Annotated in this window: 14 protein-coding genes and 1 tRNA gene; 8 read left to right on the forward strand and 7 right to left on the reverse strand. The window is 35.1% G+C overall.

Features of this window, described 5'->3' with window-relative positions; translation table 11 throughout:
- Positions 1 to 47: 47 nt before the first annotated feature.
- Both BC008_RS16860 and BC008_RS16865 read left to right on the forward strand, forming a co-directional pair.
- Entirely contained in the window at positions 48 to 788 is a 741-nt protein-coding gene (locus BC008_RS16860) for a phycobilisome rod-core linker polypeptide (protein ID WP_027840161.1), read from the forward strand.
- A 141-nt stretch (positions 789 to 929) separates the two neighbouring features.
- The gene (locus BC008_RS16865) at positions 930 to 1,700 is read left to right on the forward strand and encodes a phycobilisome rod-core linker polypeptide (RefSeq protein ID WP_027840162.1); all 771 of its coding nucleotides are present in this window, start codon (positions 930 to 932) and stop codon (positions 1,698 to 1,700) included.
- A gap of 382 nt (positions 1,701 to 2,082) precedes the next feature.
- Here the strand turns inward: BC008_RS16865 and BC008_RS16870 are convergent, their stop codons facing one another.
- Positions 2,083 to 3,015 (reverse strand): RluA family pseudouridine synthase, encoded by a 933-nt coding sequence (locus tag BC008_RS16870; protein ID WP_027840163.1) that lies wholly within the window; start codon positions 3,013 to 3,015, stop codon positions 2,083 to 2,085.
- Between the two features lie 565 nt (positions 3,016 to 3,580).
- On the opposite strand from BC008_RS16870, the gene BC008_RS16875 reads away from it, so the two are divergent.
- The 6 genes from BC008_RS16875 to BC008_RS16900 all read left to right on the forward strand — a co-directional run bounded on the left by BC008_RS16875 (position 3,581) and on the right by BC008_RS16900 (position 14,530).
- On the forward strand, positions 3,581 to 4,276 hold the full coding sequence (locus BC008_RS16875; protein WP_027840164.1) for a HEAT repeat domain-containing protein: 696 nt from the start codon (positions 3,581 to 3,583) through the stop codon (positions 4,274 to 4,276).
- A 1,800-nt stretch (positions 4,277 to 6,076) separates the two neighbouring features.
- Positions 6,077 to 7,408 (forward strand): response regulator, encoded by a 1,332-nt coding sequence (locus BC008_RS51385; protein WP_027840165.1) that lies wholly within the window; start codon positions 6,077 to 6,079, stop codon positions 7,406 to 7,408.
- 52 nt (positions 7,409 to 7,460) lie between these two features.
- A complete protein-coding gene (locus BC008_RS16885; RefSeq protein ID WP_027840166.1) occupies positions 7,461 to 7,847 on the forward strand; it encodes a response regulator transcription factor in 387 nt (128 codons plus the stop codon).
- A gap of 12 nt (positions 7,848 to 7,859) precedes the next feature.
- Positions 7,860 to 8,357: a chemotaxis protein CheW gene (locus tag BC008_RS16890; protein WP_036263664.1), complete on the forward strand. Its 498-nt coding sequence runs from the start codon at positions 7,860 to 7,862 to the stop codon at positions 8,355 to 8,357.
- Between the two features lie 71 nt (positions 8,358 to 8,428).
- Positions 8,429 to 11,089 (forward strand): GAF domain-containing protein, encoded by a 2,661-nt coding sequence (locus BC008_RS16895; RefSeq protein ID WP_058183704.1) that lies wholly within the window; start codon positions 8,429 to 8,431, stop codon positions 11,087 to 11,089.
- A gap of 447 nt (positions 11,090 to 11,536) precedes the next feature.
- Positions 11,537 to 14,530, forward strand: coding sequence for a hybrid sensor histidine kinase/response regulator (locus BC008_RS16900; RefSeq protein WP_027840167.1), 2,994 nt, complete (start codon positions 11,537 to 11,539; stop codon positions 14,528 to 14,530).
- 174 nt (positions 14,531 to 14,704) lie between these two features.
- Here BC008_RS16900 and BC008_RS16905 read toward each other — a convergent pair whose 3' ends face one another.
- The 6 genes from BC008_RS16905 to BC008_RS16930 form a co-directional block, all read right to left on the reverse strand.
- Positions 14,705 to 15,190 carry a hypothetical protein gene (locus tag BC008_RS16905; RefSeq protein ID WP_027840168.1) on the reverse strand — a complete coding sequence of 162 codons (486 nt, stop codon included), beginning with the start codon at positions 15,188 to 15,190 and terminating at the stop codon, positions 14,705 to 14,707.
- A gap of 291 nt (positions 15,191 to 15,481) precedes the next feature.
- Complete coding sequence (gene gltX, locus BC008_RS16910) at positions 15,482 to 16,927, reverse strand: glutamate--tRNA ligase (protein WP_027840169.1); 1,446 nt, start codon at positions 16,925 to 16,927, stop codon at positions 15,482 to 15,484.
- Positions 16,928 to 17,032: 105 nt separating this feature from the next.
- Positions 17,033 to 17,106 (reverse strand) — tRNA-Asp (locus tag BC008_RS16915).
- A gap of 67 nt (positions 17,107 to 17,173) precedes the next feature.
- Entirely contained in the window at positions 17,174 to 18,772 is a 1,599-nt protein-coding gene (locus BC008_RS16920) for a serine/threonine protein kinase (RefSeq protein ID WP_027840170.1), read from the reverse strand.
- 162 nt (positions 18,773 to 18,934) lie between these two features.
- Positions 18,935 to 20,575: a serine/threonine-protein kinase gene (locus BC008_RS16925; RefSeq protein ID WP_027840171.1), complete on the reverse strand. Its 1,641-nt coding sequence runs from the start codon at positions 20,573 to 20,575 to the stop codon at positions 18,935 to 18,937.
- Between the two features lie 306 nt (positions 20,576 to 20,881).
- Positions 20,882 to 22,066: an esterase-like activity of phytase family protein gene (locus tag BC008_RS16930; RefSeq protein WP_027840172.1), complete on the reverse strand. Its 1,185-nt coding sequence runs from the start codon at positions 22,064 to 22,066 to the stop codon at positions 20,882 to 20,884.
- Positions 22,067 to 22,365 lie beyond the last annotated feature (299 nt).

Consider the following 22,365-nt stretch of genomic DNA (forward strand, 5'->3'; position numbering starts at 1 on the left):
GCTTCTTGTCTCCTAGTTAACCTACATACACTTAGAGATGCACTGATATGGCTATACCCTTATTAGATTATCCCGCTTCATCCCAAAATCAACGCGTACCTGGATTTGAGATCCCAGGTGATGAGCAACCAAGGATTTACAGTACTGATAATCTGCCATCGTTATCAGATATGGATGATTTGATCTTGGCAGCTTATCGCCAAATCTTTAACGAACAACAACTGATTGCTAGCAACCGCCAAACTTCACTGGAATCCCAATTGCGGGCTGGTCAAATCACCGTTAAAGACTTTATTCGTGGATTGGCTACTTCCGATGTTTTCCGGAGCCGAAATTACAACACAAATAACAACTATCGCTTCGTACAAATGTGTATCCAAAGAATTTTGGGGCGCGAAGTATACGACGAACGCGAAAAACTTGCTTGGTCTATAGTGCTAGCAACTAAGGGGCTGAGAGGTTTTATCGATGATTTACTCAATAGTGACGAATATTTAAGTAATTTTGGTTATACGACAATTCCTTATCAAAGACGGCGGATTTTGCCGCAGCGCAACCAAGGAGAACTACCTTTTGCCCGTATGGCTCGTTATGACAGTTTTTACCGCGACAAGTTACCTCCCAGTAGCGGCAAGATGTTGAGTATTTACGACCCATACGCACCTTTTAATTTTGAAAAATTTATTCAAGAGATCGATCTTAAAAGAGTTGCAGGAGTATTGCTACTGTTCGCAGGAGTCGCAGTATTGACTTTACTCATCAGTTACGGAGCTAATACTGGAGTATAATTTTAAACAGATAGAAGCTTAACTGGATGCACAGTTAAGTTTCGTTAACTTTTATCATAATTATAAGTTTATGTTACTAATGCTCCCTTAAGATGTGATTGAAAGTTATAAATTTTAATTAAGAAAATGGGGGTATAAAGCGTGTCAATTCCTCTATTGGGTTATGCTCCTTCATCTCAAAACCAGCGGGTAGCTGGCTACGTACAAGCAGGTGACGATCAGCCCAAAGTTTATTCGACAGAAAATCTGCTTTCAGTATCCGACATGGATAATTTGATTGAAGCAGCTTATCGTCAAATGTTTTTCCATGCTTTTGCATCTGACCGCGAGCGCTTTTTAGAATCCCAACTTCGGAGCGGACAAATTACAGTTAGAGATTTTATTCGCGGTCTAGTACTTTCTGATACTTTTAAAAGAAGCTTTTACAACCTCAATAGCAACTACCGCTTTGTAGAGCAATGCGTACAAAGAGTTTTAGGCAGAGATGTTTATAGCGAACGCGAAAAAATTGCTTGGTCAATTGTGGTTGCGACCAAAGGTATAAAAGGTTTTGTAGATGAGTTACTTGATAGTGACGAGTATTTAGATAACTTTGGTTACGATACTGTTCCCTATCAGCGACGTCGCTCATTACCTGGACGAGCAGAAGGTGAAAGACCTTTCAATATTCAATCTCCCCGTTACGATGATTACTATCGTGCCAAATTGGGCTTCCCCCAAATTGTTTGGCAAAACGAAATCCGTCGTTTTACTCCCCAGGAGAAAAAAGCAAAAGCAGGAGATCCATCCTTGTTTATGAATATGGCATTGGGTGTAAATGCTCAGGGTAATCCTCCCCAAAGAATTTCTCCGTTTAACATTGATATCGCTAAATCCGTTCCCTATCGCAGAACAACATCAAATAAGGTTTAATTCATTTGTTTAAGCAAATTTAGATTCTTAGTGTGACATAACAATTTGGAATCTAAATATTTAGTCATTAGTCATCGATCATTAGTTACAGGACTTTGATTAAAAAGTTTTTGCTAATGATCGCAGACTAATGATTCTTGTTTTTATTATCATTTGTCAATGACGAATCCTCATAACATTAAGTATGCGGGTCAGGAAGTAATAATTTTCTAGAAAGGGAATGGGGACAGGGAACAGCGCGACTACCCCGCAACAACGCAATTGGTCGGTCATCCGGTGCAGCAACTACCCCGCAGGATGGTAAAGAGTCGCAAGATGGGGAACGGAAAACAAAATAACACCCTTATCCAGAAATGTAGTGGGATAAAATCAGCTATTGTTTTCAAGTAAAAGCAACTCTTTTTTGCAAAACAGTTAAAAGTTTTGTAAACTGTTCTGGTAAGGGAGCGCAAAATTCCATCCACTCTTGAGATATAGGATGTATTAGCTTAAGTCGCCAAGCATGCAAGGCTTGTCCGGTAAGATTTACTTTCAGCGAACGACCGGAACCATAAATTGGATCGCCAACGATTGGATGTCCGATATGAGTACTATGAACGCGAATTTGATGAGTGCGTCCGGTTTCTAACTGGAAGTGTATTAGTGTAAAATTACCTAAACGTTCTTTAATTTGCCAGTGAGTAATAGCTTCCCGTCCACCCTTCTCCACAGAGACAACAGCCATTTTTTTGCGATCAACCGGATGACGACCTATGGGCAAATTAACAGTACCATCGCTCTGGGAAGGTGCACCATAAACTACCCCCAAATATTCTCTTCGTGCAGTTTTAGCTTTAAGTTGGGCTTGTAGGCGCTGATGGGCTAATTCTGTTTTCGCAATTGCGATCGCACCTGTGGTATCTTTGTCTAAGCGATGCACAATACCCGGACGTTGCACTCCTCCAATACCTGGTAGATTGGGACAGTGTGCCAAAATAGCATTTACCAAAGTACCATCAGGATGACCTGGTGCAGGATGGACTACCAATCCAGCTGGCTTATTGAGAATCAGTATTTGATCGTCCTCATAAAGTATATTTAGAGGAATACTTTCTGGTTTTAATTCTAAAGGTGCAGGAGGAGGTATTTCCAAATTTATCTTGTCTTTAAGCTTAACAATCGTTTTCTTTGAATTGCAGATTTGATGGTTTAATTGAACATTTCCTTGTTCTATAAGTTGTTGAATTCGAGAACGTGAAAGTTCTGGTAAGGCTTGGGAAAGATAGCGATCTAAGCGCAGGTTTTCTTGTTCGACTTCGAGATTAACTTTATTCACACTTTCTTAAGAGAGGATGGGAAAATTGTAATAAAAATGTCCTAACTCACAAAACTCAGATAAATAATGAATTCCAATGAAGTTATGCTAATTGTCTGTTGATATTTTATCCTGTACAAAATTCAAATTTACACACATAAAATAAACAAATTTAGCTTTTTGTTTGTGACAGCTGATGAACTGCAATGATAATACTTTTTAAATTTAAGTTAATAGGGTAACAATTTCTCAAAAAGATATAACCAAATATAGTGCTGTATTTTCTTCTGGAAATTTTTTTTATTTCATGCTCTCTGTAAAATAAAACATAAATTTTTAACTACAGATATTCATCAATCGCCTTACCTCATTGCCAAGACTCAGATCAAATAAATTTATCATCTTCTGTAAATTTTGTTTAAAATTATCTACCAATAGTTGGAATAGTTCTTAAATAGTCCCGATCTGCCTTATTTTGCTTGTATTTATATGGGAACAAGGAAGTAAAGTAAATTTTCTTAGTTTTCAAGATGCGGTTTGCTAGTGATCGAGCTTATAAAAGTACAGTACTAATGTCAATTGAGTTATGAACAGTATTTGCTCGAACAACTTCCAAGCACAATTCAAGAAAGCTGTAGCAATTTCAAAACAGCAATCATCTGTTTTAATTACGGGATTTCTAACGCTGTCTATATTATCGCCAATACTTCCCATAACAGCTAGCTTGGCAGAACAAAAAAACCAGGTTCAAGTTTTACCAACACAAAATTCCAATACTTCCAAAGTTCAAATTGTTAATCTTAATGATGTTGTGTCGACTTTAGTTGGAATCCTTAAAGATAAAAATATCGAAGCCCGTGTAAATGCTATTCGTGCTTTAGGTGGTATGGGTAACCAGGCTCAAACTGCTGTTCCAGACCTGGTGATAGCCTTAAAAGACAAAAAACCTCGCGTTCGTTACAGTGCAGCGATCGCTCTTGCAAACATTGGTTCTGAATTTAAAGGAGCACAATTCAAAACTACTTTACCCTTTATAATTGCAGCTTTAAATCATGAATCCCAATTACTGCGCTCAGACGCTGCTTCTGCTCTAACGAACATTGGTCATAAATTCAAACAAAAAGCTTCAAAACTATCTAAGTCGGATCTGGAACAAATAATTACCAATTTTGACAAAGCTTTGGAAGCACTTGAAAAATTTCAATCAAACTTTTCTCGTACCACTATCCAGAGTGTACGCAGTTCCAGAGATGCTTTGCAGCAAGAAAGAAATCGACGTTAAATAATATCTAATGAGGTTTTTATTTACATAACTTATATATTGATAACTAAATTTTCTCATATGAATAGCCTATTGAGTATCAATTTACTCATTGGCAGATGAAGATATCCTGAGAAGTAATCTTCTCTGTCTAGTTCAAAGCATTCCTTGAATTACAGGACATTATCTTAGATCAGACATTTTTTTTCGTTAGCCTAAGCGACTTCACAACAAATAAACGTTTGGACTAAAATATACTGAAAATTCTGTTTAAGAAACTGATCAATATTTTTGTTCAGGTTTTCAAACCCAAATAGTAAGGTGCAGTTTTAAATAATAAGCTCCAATTGCAGTCAACGCAAAGCATTCACTTAATGCAATTAACATTAGGGCTTATCATCTAAGGAATTAAAATACACATAAAAAAAATATTAATACTGAACACAAAGTATTTTAAATAACAGTTATATACTTGCTGTTTATCAGTGATTTATAAAGTTTTATAATCACTATTTAGTGATTAATTTATCACCATTCAACTAGGTCTATAAAATTAATCCAAAAATAAATCTATATAAATTTTGGCACTTATGATTTTGAAAGAATAGTAATAATTTAAGGTAATAAATGATTCAGTCAAAATATGAGTTGTTTAGAATTATAATTCTTAAAGTATTACCTTTATTCGCTTTCAAGGACGAATCTCAAATGTAGTAAATGATAAAACTTTATGAAAATAGTGTAAATTCATACTTTATGTCTTTAAAGATAAATTCGAGATATCTCAAGTATTAAAACTTTTTGTATATAAAAATACGGTAAAACTTCGTTTTCGCTGAGAAGAATTAAACTACAATATAAACGTTGATGACAATAATCATACAATCACTGAGAATGAGTTAATTATAGTTTTATTAAGTGCTTATACTTAAAACATAAATAATTCAATGATTATTTAAAAATACAATAAACTAATATGTGACCGCTCCGATCTTTTTCAAAGATTGGGGATAAAATTTATATTTATCCCTAACTTTTTTTAGGATTTTATAGTAATCTGTATCATAGAAACCATGTTGTATGGCATCTACTGACAGTCTGAAATAATGAATGTTTAAGGCTATGACTAAACGAATTGTGTGTTTTGGATTAACTTGCTTTTGAAAACAGGTCCTTGTTTAGATTTTCGGATACAAAAGTATTTTGGGGTTAAGTTTCTTTCTCCTACCTCTCAAAACTTACGTATGATTGTAAAATTTGTTGGGGGTTGAGCAGAATTAATAGTTAGTAGAAATTCGTACTACAACTAATATTGTGTAACCTGTGTACGTCAGTTATTAGTTAAATACTTTTGATAAAATTACTTCCGAACTAAATTATTCCTGATAAATTTGCAATTGTACCTGCTGTGTTTTTCGCAAACATTAGGATGAACAATTAATTCAGATATTTTTCTTGAAGCCTTCGCAGCCTGCAATCTTAATATTTTATTCACGGGGTTTATTCACGGGGAGTAATGAAAATATCACGTATATCCCAGCAATATTGAATTTAATTTGGGATTATATTTAGGTATAAAATTTCTCAAATTAAAATTTTGAGTATTGTTCTTTTAAGTAGTAAATTACCGCATTGGAGTTTAAATTGAGAACTCACCCTCCACACACATTTCTATTATAAATACATGAAAGGTCAATTTTGTAGCAAATATAGTTTAATAAATATTTCTTTACTACAATTTAAGACTTTCATCTTAATAAAGTTATCAGCAACATAAATAGAAAGATTACTCACTTGCGCTTTAATAATTGAGTTATATCAATGGATACACTTCCTATCGCTCGGTACAGATTTTTTCAGCAACTAGATCCTATGTCTGTGTTGCAAAGAATAAATACTGAGTATGCAAATGGTCATTTACAAGTCTTTAGTCCATTACGTTCTTGGTCATTTTATACAGAGAATAGCAAAATCATTTATGCATGTTACTCAGATAATATGCTTGATTTATTGTCTCAGAATATTCGCTATTTAATTGATAGTGACCGAAATATTTATCAAGAAATATGTCATCATTTACAGAGAATATTGAGTAGGAAAGATGAAGATGATGCTTCGTTTAGAGATAAAGGGTATTTAGCTATCTGTTGGCTAGTCCATAAAAAATATATTGATCCACCTCAAGCAGGTGCATTAATAGAAAATTTAGCGCTGGACTTGATGAGGTCTTTCTTATCTTTAGAGCAGGGAAGCTATGATTTTACTCCTAGAAGTTTTTTGGAAGAGCTACCAAAGTTCAATTATATAGATTGGCATTCACTTGTAGAACGTTGTCAGAAGCCTAATAATATCGCCAATAAACACTCACCAAGAAATCAATATGATTCTGCGTCACCATTGAGTAATGCTCCTCCAAGTACATCACGACAACACAACAGCTACCTATCACCAACAAGACAAAGAACTAGTCAAAGCATTAGTAATACTCAAAAAACTGTAATGAAATCTAGTCAAAATATGGAATCAGATGATAATATGCCATCTCGCTCATCTTCAGAGCAGCCTGACAAGAGTTATTCTGTTATAGATTTAGTGGATAACTACAATAGTATTCTTCCCGAGAATGTTAGTGGTGTAGATCTAAATGTCCAAAGTCTAAACCAGCAAATAAACGACCAAAATAACAGCACGCATTTAATAGACTATTCTCAAATCAAATCATCATTACAAATTAATGATTTCAATTATCAAAACAATGATAATCAGTCATCAATACACAGTACAAAATATACGATAGTTTGTATCGACGATAGTCCAGCAGTCTTAAATGCAATCAAAAATTATTTGGACGATCAGATTTTTTCTGTAGTTGGCATCAAAGATCCATTAAAAGCATTGATGCAAATAATTCGTTTAAAACCGGATCTAGTTTTGTTAGATATTGGAATGCCTAACCTAGATGGCTATGAACTGTGTTCTTTGCTGCGTAAACATTCATACTTTAAAAGTACCCCAGTAATTATGGTCACGGGTAGAACTGGGTTTGTTGATCGAGCTAAAGCAAAATTGGTTAGAGCATCTGGTTATTTAACTAAGCCATTTACACAAGGAGATTTACTGAAAGTAGTGTTCCAGCATCTCGATATTCTATAAGCGTTCGCATAATTACAAATAGATATGTTAGTGGATTCAGAGAGGTTAAAGAGTGAAAGCAAACTGTTTTGATACTGTTCTGATAGTGGAGGATTCTCCGAGCGAGTTGGAGCTTATGAGCTATTATCTTGCTAATAGCGGCTACAACATTATCAAAGCTACAGGTGGGAAGGAGGCTTTTGAAATAGCACTAGAAAGCAAGCCAGACATAATCGTAACTGATATCGTAATGCCTGGAATGAGTGGCTTCGAGTTATGTCGTTGCTTAAAAAGAAATCCAGATACGAAAAAAGTACCAATCGTTGTTTGTACTTCTAAAAACCAAGAAATAGATCGTTTGTGGGGTATAAGGCAGGGGGCTGATATTTATCTCACTAAACCCTATAGTCGCGAACAATTATTAAATGCAATTAAATCGTTAACAGAAGAAATTGCTTGATTTTAAAATCAAATGAATAATTTAAACAATAACTTAACGATAAATAAAAGTCAAAGTTCTTTGGCAGATACTTATCTCAAGTTTCAACTAAATGAATTTACTTATGCTGCATTACCAGTTAAATATTTACATGAAGTAGTTGTAGTGCCAGTTGAGTCCATCCCTTCTATTCCAAATATGCCTGCTTGCGTCTTAGGACTAATCAACTGGCGAAGTCGTATCATTTGGGTAATTGATTTACCAAATATGTTAAATTTAGAGACTAATAATCGTACTTGCAGACAACATAAGATACTTGTTATTCAAGCAGAATCTACATCCTTAGCTTTAGTAGTACCAGAAATTATTGGTACTACTAGATTAGTAGCAAATGAGATAGAGTCTCCTCAAGAAAAATTCTCTTCCGATCTGGTTCCTTATTTACGAGGATGGGTTTTACAGAACCAAGAGCAAATTTTAGTATTAAATACACAAGCTATTTTGCAATCTGCAATTTTTCATAATAATTAGCAGTTTTGAACAATCAGCCATCACTCTAGAAACGGCATTCTTCACAATATATAATTAGAGAGAATTTATTGATGCTTGATAAAAAAGTTAATTTTGATCGAGAAAGTTTTAACTCAGAATTAGAAAATAAAATCCCTTATACAAATGATACTTTGGGTAATTCAAAAAATGGAGTTAAGTCTTTACCAAATACCGTAATTCAAAAAAAAATTCGAGGTAATAACTCCGATAAGAATCGTTTGAGTTCATTCTTACAACAGACAAACTTGCGTACCAAAGCTATTGCTTTTTCTGTTAGTTTGGGAACTCTTCCTGTATTAATATTTGGTTCTATTACTCATCATTTTATTCATAAATCAATCTACTCGATTACACACAGCACGCCCCATAGTGACGAAGTAGAACTAATTAAAGAAGATACTCACAATCATGTTTTTATGACCATCGCCCTAGCAACCTTATTGACAGGGTTAATTGCTAGCGGAGCAGGTGTAATTGTTGCTAATCGTATAGTTTTAAGAATTCTTGCGGCAACTTTTACCGTTAAATCTTTAGCGAAGGGTAATCTTCACAATCGAGTTGCAGTTAGTGGAAACGATGAAATCGCGGCTTTGGGATTTCATATTAACCGCATGGCAGACCAATTAGAAGAAGTTCTCCTTCAGCAAAGAAGTGAAGCAGAACAATTAAAGTTATTTACCAATAGCTTAATTTCTATTCGTCATTCTGCTAACCCAGAGACTTTAATGAATGCAGCAGTGACGGAAGTTCGCCGTTCATTAAACGTTGATCGCGTTGTGGTTTATCGCTTTGATTTTCAGGGAGGAGGGGAGGTAATAGCTGAGTCTGCAGCGTCTGACATTCCTCAAGCCCTAGGAGAAAAAATTCAAGATAATTGTATTACTCAAGAGTTGGTCGAAGCTTATAAAAACGGTCGGGTTTTAGCAGTTAATAATGTCTTTGAAGCTGGATTTGCACCCGAACATTTGCAGTTAATGGAAAGGTTGCGCGTTAAATCAAGTCTGATTACACCTATTGTCAAAGATAATCAACTATTTGGTTTTCTCATAGCTCATAATTGCCACACAGTTCGTTTTTGGCAATCTTATGAAGTTAACTTTGTCCAGCAACTAGCAATCCAGGTCGGGATAACCTTAGAAAGGGTTCGTTTGCTAGAAGATACTCAAATATTGAAGAACTTTGCGGTACATTTATCGAGTTCTCTGAGCATACCCGAAATTTATAATATGGCAGTTCAAAATGTTCGGAATGCTTTGCTGGCGGACAGAGTTGTCATCTACAAATTTAACGAGGATTTACCAGGCAAAATTGTTGCTGAATCAGTGCTAGCTGGTTGTCCTTCCAGTGTGGGAGTGGAAATTAACGACCCCTGCTGTAAAGACTATATAGAAAAATATCAGCAGGGTCAAATATTAGCTATCAATAATATCTACGAAGCTAATCTCACTGAGTGTTATCAGCAACAACTAGAAAGCTTTGGTGTTAAAGCCAATTTAGTTGCGCCAATTTTGGTAGGAAATAAGTTATTAGGCTTACTAATTGCTCATCAATGCATACAACCTCGTACTTGGGAACAATCAGAAATAGATTTGCTTGAGCAATTTGCTAGGATTTTGGGGATGAGCATCGAACGAGCAAACCTCCTAGAAATTACCGAACAAGCTCTGGAAGCAGCAGAGATCAGTTCTAAGCAACAACGGGAACAAAAAGAACAACTTCAACAAGAACTTCTCAGACTGCTAAATGATATTGAAGCTGCAGCAGAAGGAGATTTGACAGTAAGGGCTGAAGTTACCAATGGAGAAATGGGTACTGTTGCTGACTTCTTTAATTCAATCATTGAAAGTTTGCGGGAAACTGTGACTCAAGTTAAGCATGCAGCTAGTGAGGTAAATGTAGCCATTTCCGATAACTCTGGAGCAATTAACGAGCTAACTACAGAAGCTCTTCGACAAGCAGAAGAGGTCAACCGCACCCTAGACTCAGTTGGGGAGATGCGAATCTCAATTAAAGATATTGCAATCAGTGCTCGTAAAGCCGCTTCAGTGGCTCGTACTGCGTATAAAACTGCTGAAACTGGCGGAACAGCCATGGACTTGACCGTAGAAAATATCTTAAGCCTTCGGGAAACCATTGGAGAAACAGCCAAAAAAGTTAAACGTTTGGGAGAATCTTCACAACAAATATCCCGAGTTGTTTCATTAATTAATCAGATTGCAGTTCAAACAAACTTGTTAGCTATTAATGCTGGTATTGAGGCTGCTCGTGCTGGTGAAGGAAGTCAAGGTTTCGCTGTAGTTGCTGAAGAAGTATCATCTTTAGCAGCCCGTAGTGCCTCGGCCACTACAGAAATAGAAGGTATAGTTGCAAACATTCAAAGAGAGACTAGTGAAGTTGTTAAAGCAATGGAATTAGGTACTTCTCAGGTTGTAGAAGGGACTCGTTTGGTAGAAGATACTAAAGACTGTTTGTATCAAATATTGGATGTATCTCGTCAAATCGATGAACTCGTACAATCTATTTCTTCAGCAACAGTCTCTCAGGTTCAAACATCGAAACAAGTTGCACATTTAATGAGAGAAGTCGCCCAACTGTCAGAAATGACAAGTGAATCATCCCATAAAGTTTCTGCTTCTCTGGAAAAAACAGTAGAAATTTCCCATGAATTACAATCTAGTGTTGGCACTTTCAAAATCAACCCTGATTCGTAGAAAGTAAATTGCTAGTGGTTAAATTTTGCTTGTATCAAATACTAGTGTCTTGCTGATAGCCAAAATTTAATCATTAGCGATTCTATACTATGTGATTTAGAAAAAATTAATAATTTTCATAAAATTCACAACTTTGAGATAATTATTTTTAGAAAAACATTAGTTCTTGATCGATTCACCCCATATGTTTTACAGATAAATTGAGCAAATGTAAGTTTAGTAAATATAAATTTAGTAAAAGGTACATAGGGTAGAAGATAAATTTAGTATAAGGACAGTAACATAATGCATAAAAACTGTCTTATGTCTTAAATAATAAGATATCGGAATAAGGGGATATAAATTAAATATGAATATGTGTACGCATTTAAACTAAATCTAGATTTAAAGAAATACCCAGCAAATAAAAACAATATTTGAATCATAACTTGGATAACTAATAAACATATGTACGAGAATAAAGAGTTAGAAATTCAAAAACTATTTCTAGAAGAAGCTACCGATTATCTGAATACTTTAGAAGACTTTTTATTAGGAGTAAAATATACTTATCGTATTGAAATTGAAAAAATCAACGCTGCTTTGAGAGCCGCTCATTCAATTAAAGGTGGTGCGGGTATCATGGGCTTTCGAATTCTGAGCGATCTTGCTCACCGCTTGGAAGATGCCCTAAAAGTTCTCAAAAACCAAAATAAGTCACTGGAGATTGATGATGAACTACAAGGTTTGTTACTGTCTAGCATTGATTTTTTAAGACAGATAGTAGATTTTCATTCTCAAGGTCAACTGATATCAGAAGAATGGTTGCAAAATTATTGCTATCCAGTTTTTGAGAACTTACATCAAACTTTAGGAGATCCAGTACCTGAAAGTTTTGACCCAGTATCACCAGAAGAAAATTCTCAAGAGATAATACCTTTAATTTTCCAAACCGAAGTAGAAGAATCTTTACAACGCCTCGAGTCATTACTCGGAGGTGGTGAAACCTCCGGTTTATCAGAGGAGTTAGCAATGATGGCTGCTGGTTTAGGTGGCTTGGGAGAAATGCTACAAATAGAAGCTTTTACCAAGTTGTGTGAGTCAGTTGCATATCATCTCGCAACTACTGACAATGAAGAAGTAATTGTAGAAATCGCTAATACAGCATTAAAAGCATGGCGAAATTCTCAGGCATTAATCTTAACTAATCAATTTAACAATTTACCGAACGCAATTGATTGTGATTTTGATATAACTGCAGCAGTCTCTAGTAAAGCAGAAGTTGACACAAGTGAAACCAAAGTTCCGACTTCTCCAGAATTAGATGATTCTTTAGATGCATCAATCTTTGCTGACATCATTAATTCTCCAGCACCTCAACGTCCCGAAAAATCTGCTGTCGAGAAAACATTATTTGGAGATGAGGATTTTATAGGAACTGCGCAGCAACCTCAACAATCACAAACACACCAATTAGTAACTCCACACAATCATTCCGAACATCACGAAAATACTGTCAGGATTCCTGTTAAACAACTAGAAGAGATTAATGATTTATTTAGTGAATTAACAATTGAACGTCACAGTTTTGACTTCCAATTAGTAAGGCTGCAAAAACTGATTCGCAATTTAAATCAACGCGTTCAAACACTAGAAACCGAGAATTATGCTCTGCGCACAGCCTATGACCGATTAGTTTTTAAAATACCTGCTCTAAGAGCAACAAAATATCAATCGAAGACTTCGGAAGAAAATGATAAACATACTCATATAAAAAGCCTCACTAATAAATTTGATACTTTAGAGTTAGATTCCTATGACGAAATCCATATGCTATTTCAAGCAGTTATGGAAACCGTCGTTCAAATTCAAGAGGTAGTTGCTGATGTTGAGGTCAATCTAGAAGATGTTCAACAAGTCAAGCGCTCATTTAATAAGAATTCAAAATATTTACAAAATGCTCTTACCCAAGTAAGAATGCGTCCTCTATCAGATATTGTCGATCGCTTTCCTAGAGCGTTACGGGATATGAGTGTAGAGCATGGTAAAAACGTTCAATTGAAAATAGAAGGTGCTAATACCCTGATTGAACGCAGTATCTTAGAGTCCTTGAACGAACCATTGATGCATATGATGCGTAATGCCTTCGATCATGGAATTGAAGAGCCAGCAACACGCTTAGCATCAGGTAAATCAGAATCGGGAGTGATTGAGATCGCAGCCAAACATCATCGCAATCGCACCATAATTACTTTACGGGATGATGGCAGAGGAATTGATTTAGAGCAAATTCGCCAAAAAGCTCTAGCCATGGGCTTAGATGAGTCTCTATTAGCACAAGCAACGGAAGAAGAATTACTGTCACTGATTTTTGAACCAGGATTTAGTACAAACGAGCAAGTAACATCTTTGTCTGGTCGAGGGGTAGGCATGGATGTGGTGCGCAACAACCTCAAACAAGTCAGAGGCAATGTTACTGTTAATACAGAACTTGGTAAGGGTACGACATTTACCCTCTCGGTTCCATTTACTCTTTCTGTCGCCAGGATTCTTTTAGTGGAATGCAATAGAATGTTATTAGCATTTCCCACTGATGTGGTTGAAGAAATTTTCTTACTAGAAGAAAGTCATATTTCTCAAGTAGATGATAATGAATTTGTCTACTGGCAAGATCGGAGATTGGCGTTAATTAGGTTGAATCAATATTTGAAATTTAATTGTCCTCGCTACGATAACCCCGATCTAGAAACTCCAGCGGTTATCAATGCTGCCAGTGTGATAATTATCAAGAGCGGGAATCAGCTAGTCGCAGTGCAACTAGATCGTACATGGGGTGAGATGGAAGTTGCAGTGCGCCAAGTGGAAAGTAGTATACCCTTACCACCTGGCTTTAGTAACTGTACTATTCTTGGTAATGGAAGAGTGGTACCCTTGGTTAGCATCAATGAATTACTGTATTGGATTGCTAGTAGTGAAGCTGTCAATAACAATCAAAATGCTTCGCCAGAGATTGCAACTGGTGTATCTCCATCTTTGTTACTTTCAAACCACTCCATATCCAGAGTTAGAAGAAATACAATTTTGATTGTTGATGATTCAATAAATGTCCGGCGTTTCTTAGCTTTAATGTTAGAAAAATCTGGATATTCAGTAGAACAAGCAAAAGATGGTCAAGATGCTTTAGACAAATTAGGGTCTGGCTTGCAGGTTGAGGCTGTAATCTGTGATATTGAGATGCCACGAGTGGATGGTTATGGCTTTTTAGGTAGTATTAAATCGGTAAAAGAATCTAAGGATATACCCGTAATCATGCTTTCGTCTCGTAGTAGTAATAAGCATCGAAAGCTTGCAATGCAACTTGGTGCTGTCGCTTATTTTTCTAAACCATACAACGAACAAGAATTATTACAAGCCTTGGAAGAAATTATTGCTGCACCTGCTTCTATGTTGAGCATGTCTTAGACTGTTTACTTGATGTATGTCAGAGGTAACATAAATCAGTATAAAATTCTGCATAAAACCCTCCTATGCTGAGTGAGGGTTTAATGTAATAAACATGATAGCTACTAAAGGTTAAAGGTTAGAGGTTAAAAAAATTATTATGAGATTTTACTAGGGTGCTGAAGCTATCAAAAATTATTTTGTTTCTGTAATTCTCAATTGGTAGGGGAGATAATCATCTTCATTGTAAGATCCGATCCAAATGTAATATTCTCCCGGAAGCCACTCACCTGTAATACCGGGGTTCTTACCTTCAAAATCGTCATTACACCAACTACCTCCGGGACCTTCAATCATCAGAGTTGTATCTTTCGGACTTTGCACCTGCAGTTTTAAATAATTAAACTTACTGGTTAGTTGAAGAGTATGATCTGGTTCTCTGTCAAAGAAACCTTTACACGGACCTGTAAGAGTTTCTGTTCTACCTGCAAGTTTATTCGCTGGAATTTTTCCACCACTCATACCGCGGACAACTAGTGGATCTGGGTCAAATTCGTTACCAATAATAATATCTTCAAAAATTGGTGCCGGAGTTTCATCCGCACGAGCAACAAACTTCATATTTGCTAAAGTTAGCAGAGTTATTGTTAGCAAAGATAACTTTAAAATTTGATTTATCATTATTATTTGCCATTCTGATTAGATGATTTTTAAGTAATTTGAATGACATTTATTTTACAAATCAAGTTCCCGATTAGAGAGTAATTGCTGATAAGTTTTTGGGTATTAATAAATTTTTTTACTGATATTAAGAGCTTGATATTGAATTGATAAATTTTGAATGGTAACGGGTAATGGGTAATTGGAAAAACCTATTACCTATTACCAATAATTACATATTAGTCATAGATCGATGATGACCCCAATGGTAACTTCAAAATCTACGTTAATAAATATTTAGATATCTAGCCTTTAATTCACTGCGGCTAAAGCTTGATTCAAGCGTGATTTATCCAAATTGATTTTATTAAGTAGTAACCAAGATTGCATCAGGTCAGGACCATTGAGTTCTCCAGTCAGTGCAGCCCGCAAACTTCTCATCACAAGACCTTTCTTGAGTTTTTGTCCTTTTACTACCTGTTTGATAATATCTCCTGCGGTAGTTGCATCTAAAGGGTTTTTATCGTCTAAAGCTGCAATAATTGCTTCGAGTGAACCAATGACTCCTTCTTTTTTTAGTTGAGCGATCGCTTCTTCACCATATTCCACTTCTGTTGTGAAAAAGGTTTTAGTTAAGTTTACTATGTCCTGTAAACGAGTCAGACTGGGTTGGGCGAGAGTAACTAACTCTTCTAGCCACTGGCGTTCCCTACCATCGTTCAATTTACATCCAGCTTTTTCCAAAACTGGTATGAGTAAATCTGTTAATTTATCTACTGGCATCTTGTGAATATACTGGCTGTTAATCCAATCTAGTTTTGCCCAATCAAACTTTGCTCCAGCTTTATTTACTCGCTCAAAACTAAATTCTTTCGCTGCACCTTCCAAGGTAAAGATTTCTTGTGTTGAGTCTGGTGGGGACCAACCTAGCAAAGTCATGTAATTTACCAAAGCTTCTGCAGTAAAGCCCATTTCCTGAAAGTCACAAATAGAAGTAACACCATCTCGCTTGGACAGCTTACGTCCTTCCATATTGAGAATTAATGGAGTATGGGCAAATTCTGGAGTTTTTGCTTCAAAAGCTTCGTAAAGTAAAATTTGTTTGGCAGTGTTGGCAATGTGATCTTCTCCCCGAATAACATGGGTGATTTGCATATCCATGTCATCTATAACTACAGCAAAATTATACAGGGGTTGACCAATACCGTCTTCGGTAGCACGAGCAATGACCATATCACCACCCAAGTCACTACCACGCCAAACCATTTTGCCCCTTACTAAGTCATTCCAGACTATTTCCCGAGCGTCATCTATTTTAAAACGAATTACAAAACTACGACCTTCAGCCTGAAAAGCTGCTTCTTGTTTTGGGGTAAGATTACGGTGACGATTATCATAACGGGGGGCTTCATTTCTAGCTTTTTGAGCTTCCCGCAATGCTTCTAACTCTTCAGTAGTAGTGTAGCAGCGATATGCTAAACCTCGATCTAAAAGAGTTTGTACTCCTTGCTTGTACAAGTCTAAACGTTTTGATTGGAAAAATGGACCTTCATCCCAATCTAATCCCAACCAACGCAATCCCTCAAGAATATTTTCTGTATATTCGGGACGCGATCGCGATGTATCGGTATCTTCAACTCGCAAAATGAATTTACCACCGAGGTGACGGGCGAACAACCAATTAAAAACAGCCGTTCTAGCTGTTCCAATATGTAGATTTCCTGTAGGACTAGGAGCAAGACGGACTCTAACAGTCACTGCTAATTCTCTCTATTAATCGTGCATAAACAATTTAGCTCAGATTTAAATATCGTAAAAGATATAAAATCCAAGCTAACAAAAATGAGATTTTTATTTAATCCACGGGACCGACGGGGCTCGAACCCGCAACTTCCGCCGTGACAGGGCGGTGCTCTAACCAATTGAACTACGGTCCCTCAACTGGTGACTAACTAATTATCTCCATGACCTATAAAGTTGTCAAGGGTTTGCTGAATTTTTTTTTCATGGAGACTTGAAGTCCACTTTTTCGCTTTCAAAGTCAAGGGTTTGTAAGAGTTGGGCTCGTATTTGTTTATATTTGTGTTTTAATAATTGCTTACTAAGATGTGCTTGATGGAAATTGGGTAGGTTTTCACTTTTGGACAAGCAATCTTTTAATAGCTCTTGCTTTTGGTAACTGACAGCAGCACTTGTAATGTGAGTAACTGAGTGGGGGGGTTCCAAAGAAAATAAAGCTAAGGGGTAGCGTTGGTTTTCAGTTAAAGAACGGACTAAAAGGCGATGTTCTGGATTATGCATGTCCAAATAACTTGGTAACCACTTTGCACCTAGTTCTGGTTGATAGAGTGCAGTCAACCACAGCAACATCGGATGAGGAGAGGAAACGAAAAAAAATTGGTTATAACATTTAGAATTTAAGCGTTTGTGAATATCCTCTTGGGACATCATCAGAAATAATGTGGTGACATAGCTATCTTCAAATTCTACTAAACGAGGAAAAACAATTTCTTGAATGGGTTTATCTTGATTCCAAACTAATCCCCAACAAGCTTGTTCAAGAGATGGTTCTAATCGGGAACTGGAGGGAATAAGACTCGAATTCCTATGGGTATTCCTATTGGTTGCTTTATCTGTTACTCTATAGTTTCTATTATTAGCAGCGTTTATAGGACTTACTAGTTTCTTCGAATGATTGCTGACTTCCAGTTTTATATTGTCCAAAACATTAAGAATTTCAGTTAGACTTTGGGGGCGATCGCCCCCAGATTTTGCCAAGCAGTTCATAACTAAATTCTCCAAGACCTGGGGTAGTTGGAGTTGAGGATTAACACTACTCAGTTGTCGTGGTGTTTCGGACAAATGTGCTTGATACCAAGCACCGAAATTATTATTTGTTATTTCCCAAGGTTTTTCACCTGTGAGCATTTCATACATTACTACTCCCAAACTATAAATGTCAGAGCAGCGATCTAATTCTCGATCTTGAAACTGTTCGGGAGAAGAATAAGGTAAAGAACCGCTGAAACCATCTACTGTTGCTAAAGTAGCTGAATTATTGAGAAATTTAGCAACACCAAAATCTAATATTTTGACTAATTGACCCAATACGCGATCAGGAAGGACTAATATATTACTTGGTTTAATATCTCTGTGTATTAACGGGTAAAATTTCCCATCAATTTTAATTCCTTGATGGGCACACTGTAAGCCCAAACATATTTGGCGAGCCAGATTAATAAATTTATTTAAAGGTATTGGCATTAAATCTTGCAAGCTTTTTCCCTGTAAATATTCCATTACATAGAAAGGTTTACCTGATTTGCTCAAACCAAAATCTGTGACTTTGACAATATGTAAGCTTTTCTGACTTAAAGCTGCACAAATACGAGCTTCTGAAGCAAAACTTTGTAGTTGTTTGGAATTAAAAAAAGTTGAGGATAGAAATTTTACTGCGACTGGTACTCCGGCGAGCAAAATATCTTCTGCTAAAAATATTTCTCCCAAATCGCTTTGAGAAATTAGTCGCTTTAGTTGATAGCGATCAAGCAATAATTCCACATCATTTGAAGATATGGGAGGTAAAAAAGTATTATTATTCATTTTTTTAAAGATGCTCCCGCCGATAATCCATATTGCTACAATTTATATTTAGTTAAATGTGATAAATATATGATTTCTATTAAAAAAATCTGGTATATATTACCGAATAATTATAGATTAAATTATTTTTTTCTATTCTTTAGCTGACAGTTATTGACAAAATTAAATTATATTCCGTACCTTAACTTTACTAATATATTGTTTACAGTAATTTATGATGTGTGGAGCACGAGAAATTTCTGTAATTGTATTTAGTTTATTTTGCTTTAGTTTATTTTGTTTAAGCTTATCAAGTTTGAGTTTCAAAATAGCTTTACATTGTTTTGATGATATAACTGCTTTGAATCGCTGATAGCTTACTAAAAAATCTACCAATTCTTGGCGTTGAATTGGATTAATATTTATTGTTGCAATATAGGAACAATTATCAGGATTTTCTAAAGAGAAAAGTAATAAGTGATAATAACCAAAGTTAGATAGTAGCTGAAGTATCTTTAAAAATTTGTGATTTTTTAAGTCTAAGAAATGAGGTAGATAGCCAAATAGGTCCAATTTAGGATCTTCGAGGGCAGTCACCCATAATAACATCGGATATAAATCTTTTTGAATAATAAATTCAACAGATTTAGATTGTTTAGTAAATTTATTAATATCTCTTTTTGGCAACATCGCCATAATAGCTGGGATCTCACATTCTTTAGCCTTCAGGATATGTGGAAAAGAAATTTTATCTATAGGTTGATTTGAAGGCCATTTCTCTTGTAATAAATACTTGTCTGAGTGAAAAGTATAGTCTTTACCTGAGAGACTAAGTTGTCTATTATCTAATAAATTATTTGTTTGATGTTTAAAATTACGTTCCGAATCATAATATATATTTTCTATTTGGTGAATAACATCATCAATATTTTTTGGCCTGAATTCAGTATTTTTATTTAAACATTTTATTATAAGTTCCTTTAATGCCTTAGGGATATTAAATTGGGGAGTAACACCTTGAAAAATATCTATATTTTGAAATTTATTAACTTCATAGCGACTCCTAAAATTGTAATCTATCGTATCGAAAGGATGCTTGCCAAAAAGCATCTCATACATAATTATCCCTAAACTATAAATATCAGTTCGTATATCCAATAACTTATTTCTCTCCATATCTTCTGGAGAGCAATAAGGTAGATTATGGATCAAAGATTCCGTCAATTTTAAGTGAGAATGTTCTACTAAAAAATTTGCGATCCCAAAATCAAGAATTTTAACAACTCCGCTCTTTTTGGAACTGTCAGTAATAAAAATATTTTCTGGTTTGATATTACGATGGATAATTGGATAAATTTTTCCTTGTAGAGTCACACCTTTATGAGCAGATTGTAAACCCAAGCAAATTTGGTGACATATGTTCAGAAATTTGGGTAAAGTTAAAGAACGGGAAGCAATTGAAGACTTGAGGTTCTTACCTGGAAGATACTCCATTACATAGAAAGGATGTTTATCTTCCGTTTCGGTTAATCCATAACCTAAAATACGTATTATATGATTACTTCTAAGTCCCAATTGGGTAGCAATAAAAATCTCTTGCACAAAACTTTGATATATTTGTCTATTTGCTAAATTGAAAAATAAAATTTTGATTGCTACCGGAGTCCCACCTTTTGCTGTATCCTCTGCGAGATAAACTCTACTAACTTTTCCTTTCCCAATTAAATCTCTGATTAAATAGCGATTATTTAATAGTTTGCCAATATTATTATCTAATTCTGTTTTATACTGCTGAAGCTGATTATCGTACTTTTGGTGTAGCATATATCTTTATCTACATTAGAAGTAGATACTATTTATTGAAAGTTCTGACTTAGAAATAGTATTTTCTCGTAATTAGTCATAAATCCTGAATAAAAATATTGTGTCATTTTGACTAATTATTGTTTATTTCAAACATAAAAACCACATTTAAATGAGCTTTAAACATGGTTTAACATATTATTTTAGGTGTTTGGATGAGAAATAACACTGAATCAACAATTAGAGTTAGATAATCGCTATATTCCAATCGGTGGATACACTGAAATTGATTGAGATTATCAATGTCAATCAATAAATGTATTAAAATTAACGACTTGAGTCTGGGATAAAACGGCGTAGGAATTGCATTAAAGGTGAATCAACCTTAAATTTAAAAGCAAGTACCTGGGTACGTTGAAGCGAGTTGAAATTATTGTCACTCACAAGAATTAAAGACTGTTGTCCGTCTGGTAATTTTGGTCCAAGGGTTAAACCTTCAATATTGTCGAGCGTCACATCAAGTTTTCTCAAATCAAATAACATTTTTTTCCTAACTGGTTTGAAATTTTGGTGATTATTATTCAGCAAACTATCTACCCCGTGAATATCATCTGCACTTTCTGTAGAAACTTCAAATAAGGCAATATAAAACCCTAAACCTGTAAAAGTTCTTTCTATACTTAAAAATTTCCCTTTATTATCCAGTGCTAACAAATCTGTCAAACCGCTAGCATAGCGATTAGAAATGTTGAAAAGTGGATTTACTGCTTCAGTTGGATAAATAAATTCTTTTTCTAGTTCTTGCGTCGATAAGCTATAGCGCAAAATCCGACATAGACTACCGACCTTAGGCTTTGCTTCTGAACCATCTTGAATTAAAGCATTTTCAGTTGCGGTAAATAAATATTTGCGATCAGGTGTAATAGTAAGACTTTCAAAAGCTAAATTATTACGAATACCTGTTTGAGATTTTTGTGTAGGTAAAAATTTATCAGGAATAGATAGTTGATTTATTTCTTTCCCAGAGTTTAAATAAAATTTTTTGATAAAAGGATTGATAATTTTTTTCGCATTACCCTCTGAAGAAATAAAAAGAGTATTCTCATTTGCTAAAGCTATCGCTTCAGGGTCAATGCTTCCAGGTGCAAAAGATTTGCCATTTTTATCCAATAATGTAGTGACAGCCACTGGTTCCACATCATTGCTTTCTAGTCTACCTTTACTTAGGTCGATTTTCAGAGTATAAAAACGAGCAGGCGATTTTTGACTGCGATCGTCGGAAATACTATAGTATAAACGATTTTTATCGTCATAGGTGATTCCAGATAAACCTCCTAATTGAGTATTTTGAAAAGAATAATCAGTTGGTAAAATTGCTTGTCCAATAAATTTTAAATCTCTAATTTCGAAAGTGTGATTTACAAAGTTATTAAGCAGTAGACTAATAATTAAAATAGAAATAAAAATAAAAATTAGACCTGGCAAAGACAAAAACTTACGGATTATTATCATTTCTCACTTATTACATTTCACCTATTGATTTCAATTTATACCGCATATTTTCTTAAGTCTTAATTCTATTAGTAGTGTGAAGCACAATTTTAGTTTTAAAATCATAATTATTAAACTAGAAAAAGTTTTAGTTATTTAATGTTGACTCAGTTGTTAGAGTATTTATAGCCCAAATCTGTTTCATATCAAGATTTAGCTATTACATTTTAACTCTGAATAGCAGACCACAATTACAACAAGTAGTGCAAATTATTAGATGTCACGTGATTGCTACTACCAATGATCTGCTCAAAGTTAAG

Origin of the sequence: Mastigocoleus testarum BC008, assembly GCF_001456025.1 — a bacterium.
Taxonomy (GTDB): domain Bacteria; phylum Cyanobacteriota; class Cyanobacteriia; order Cyanobacteriales; family Nostocaceae; genus Mastigocoleus; species Mastigocoleus testarum.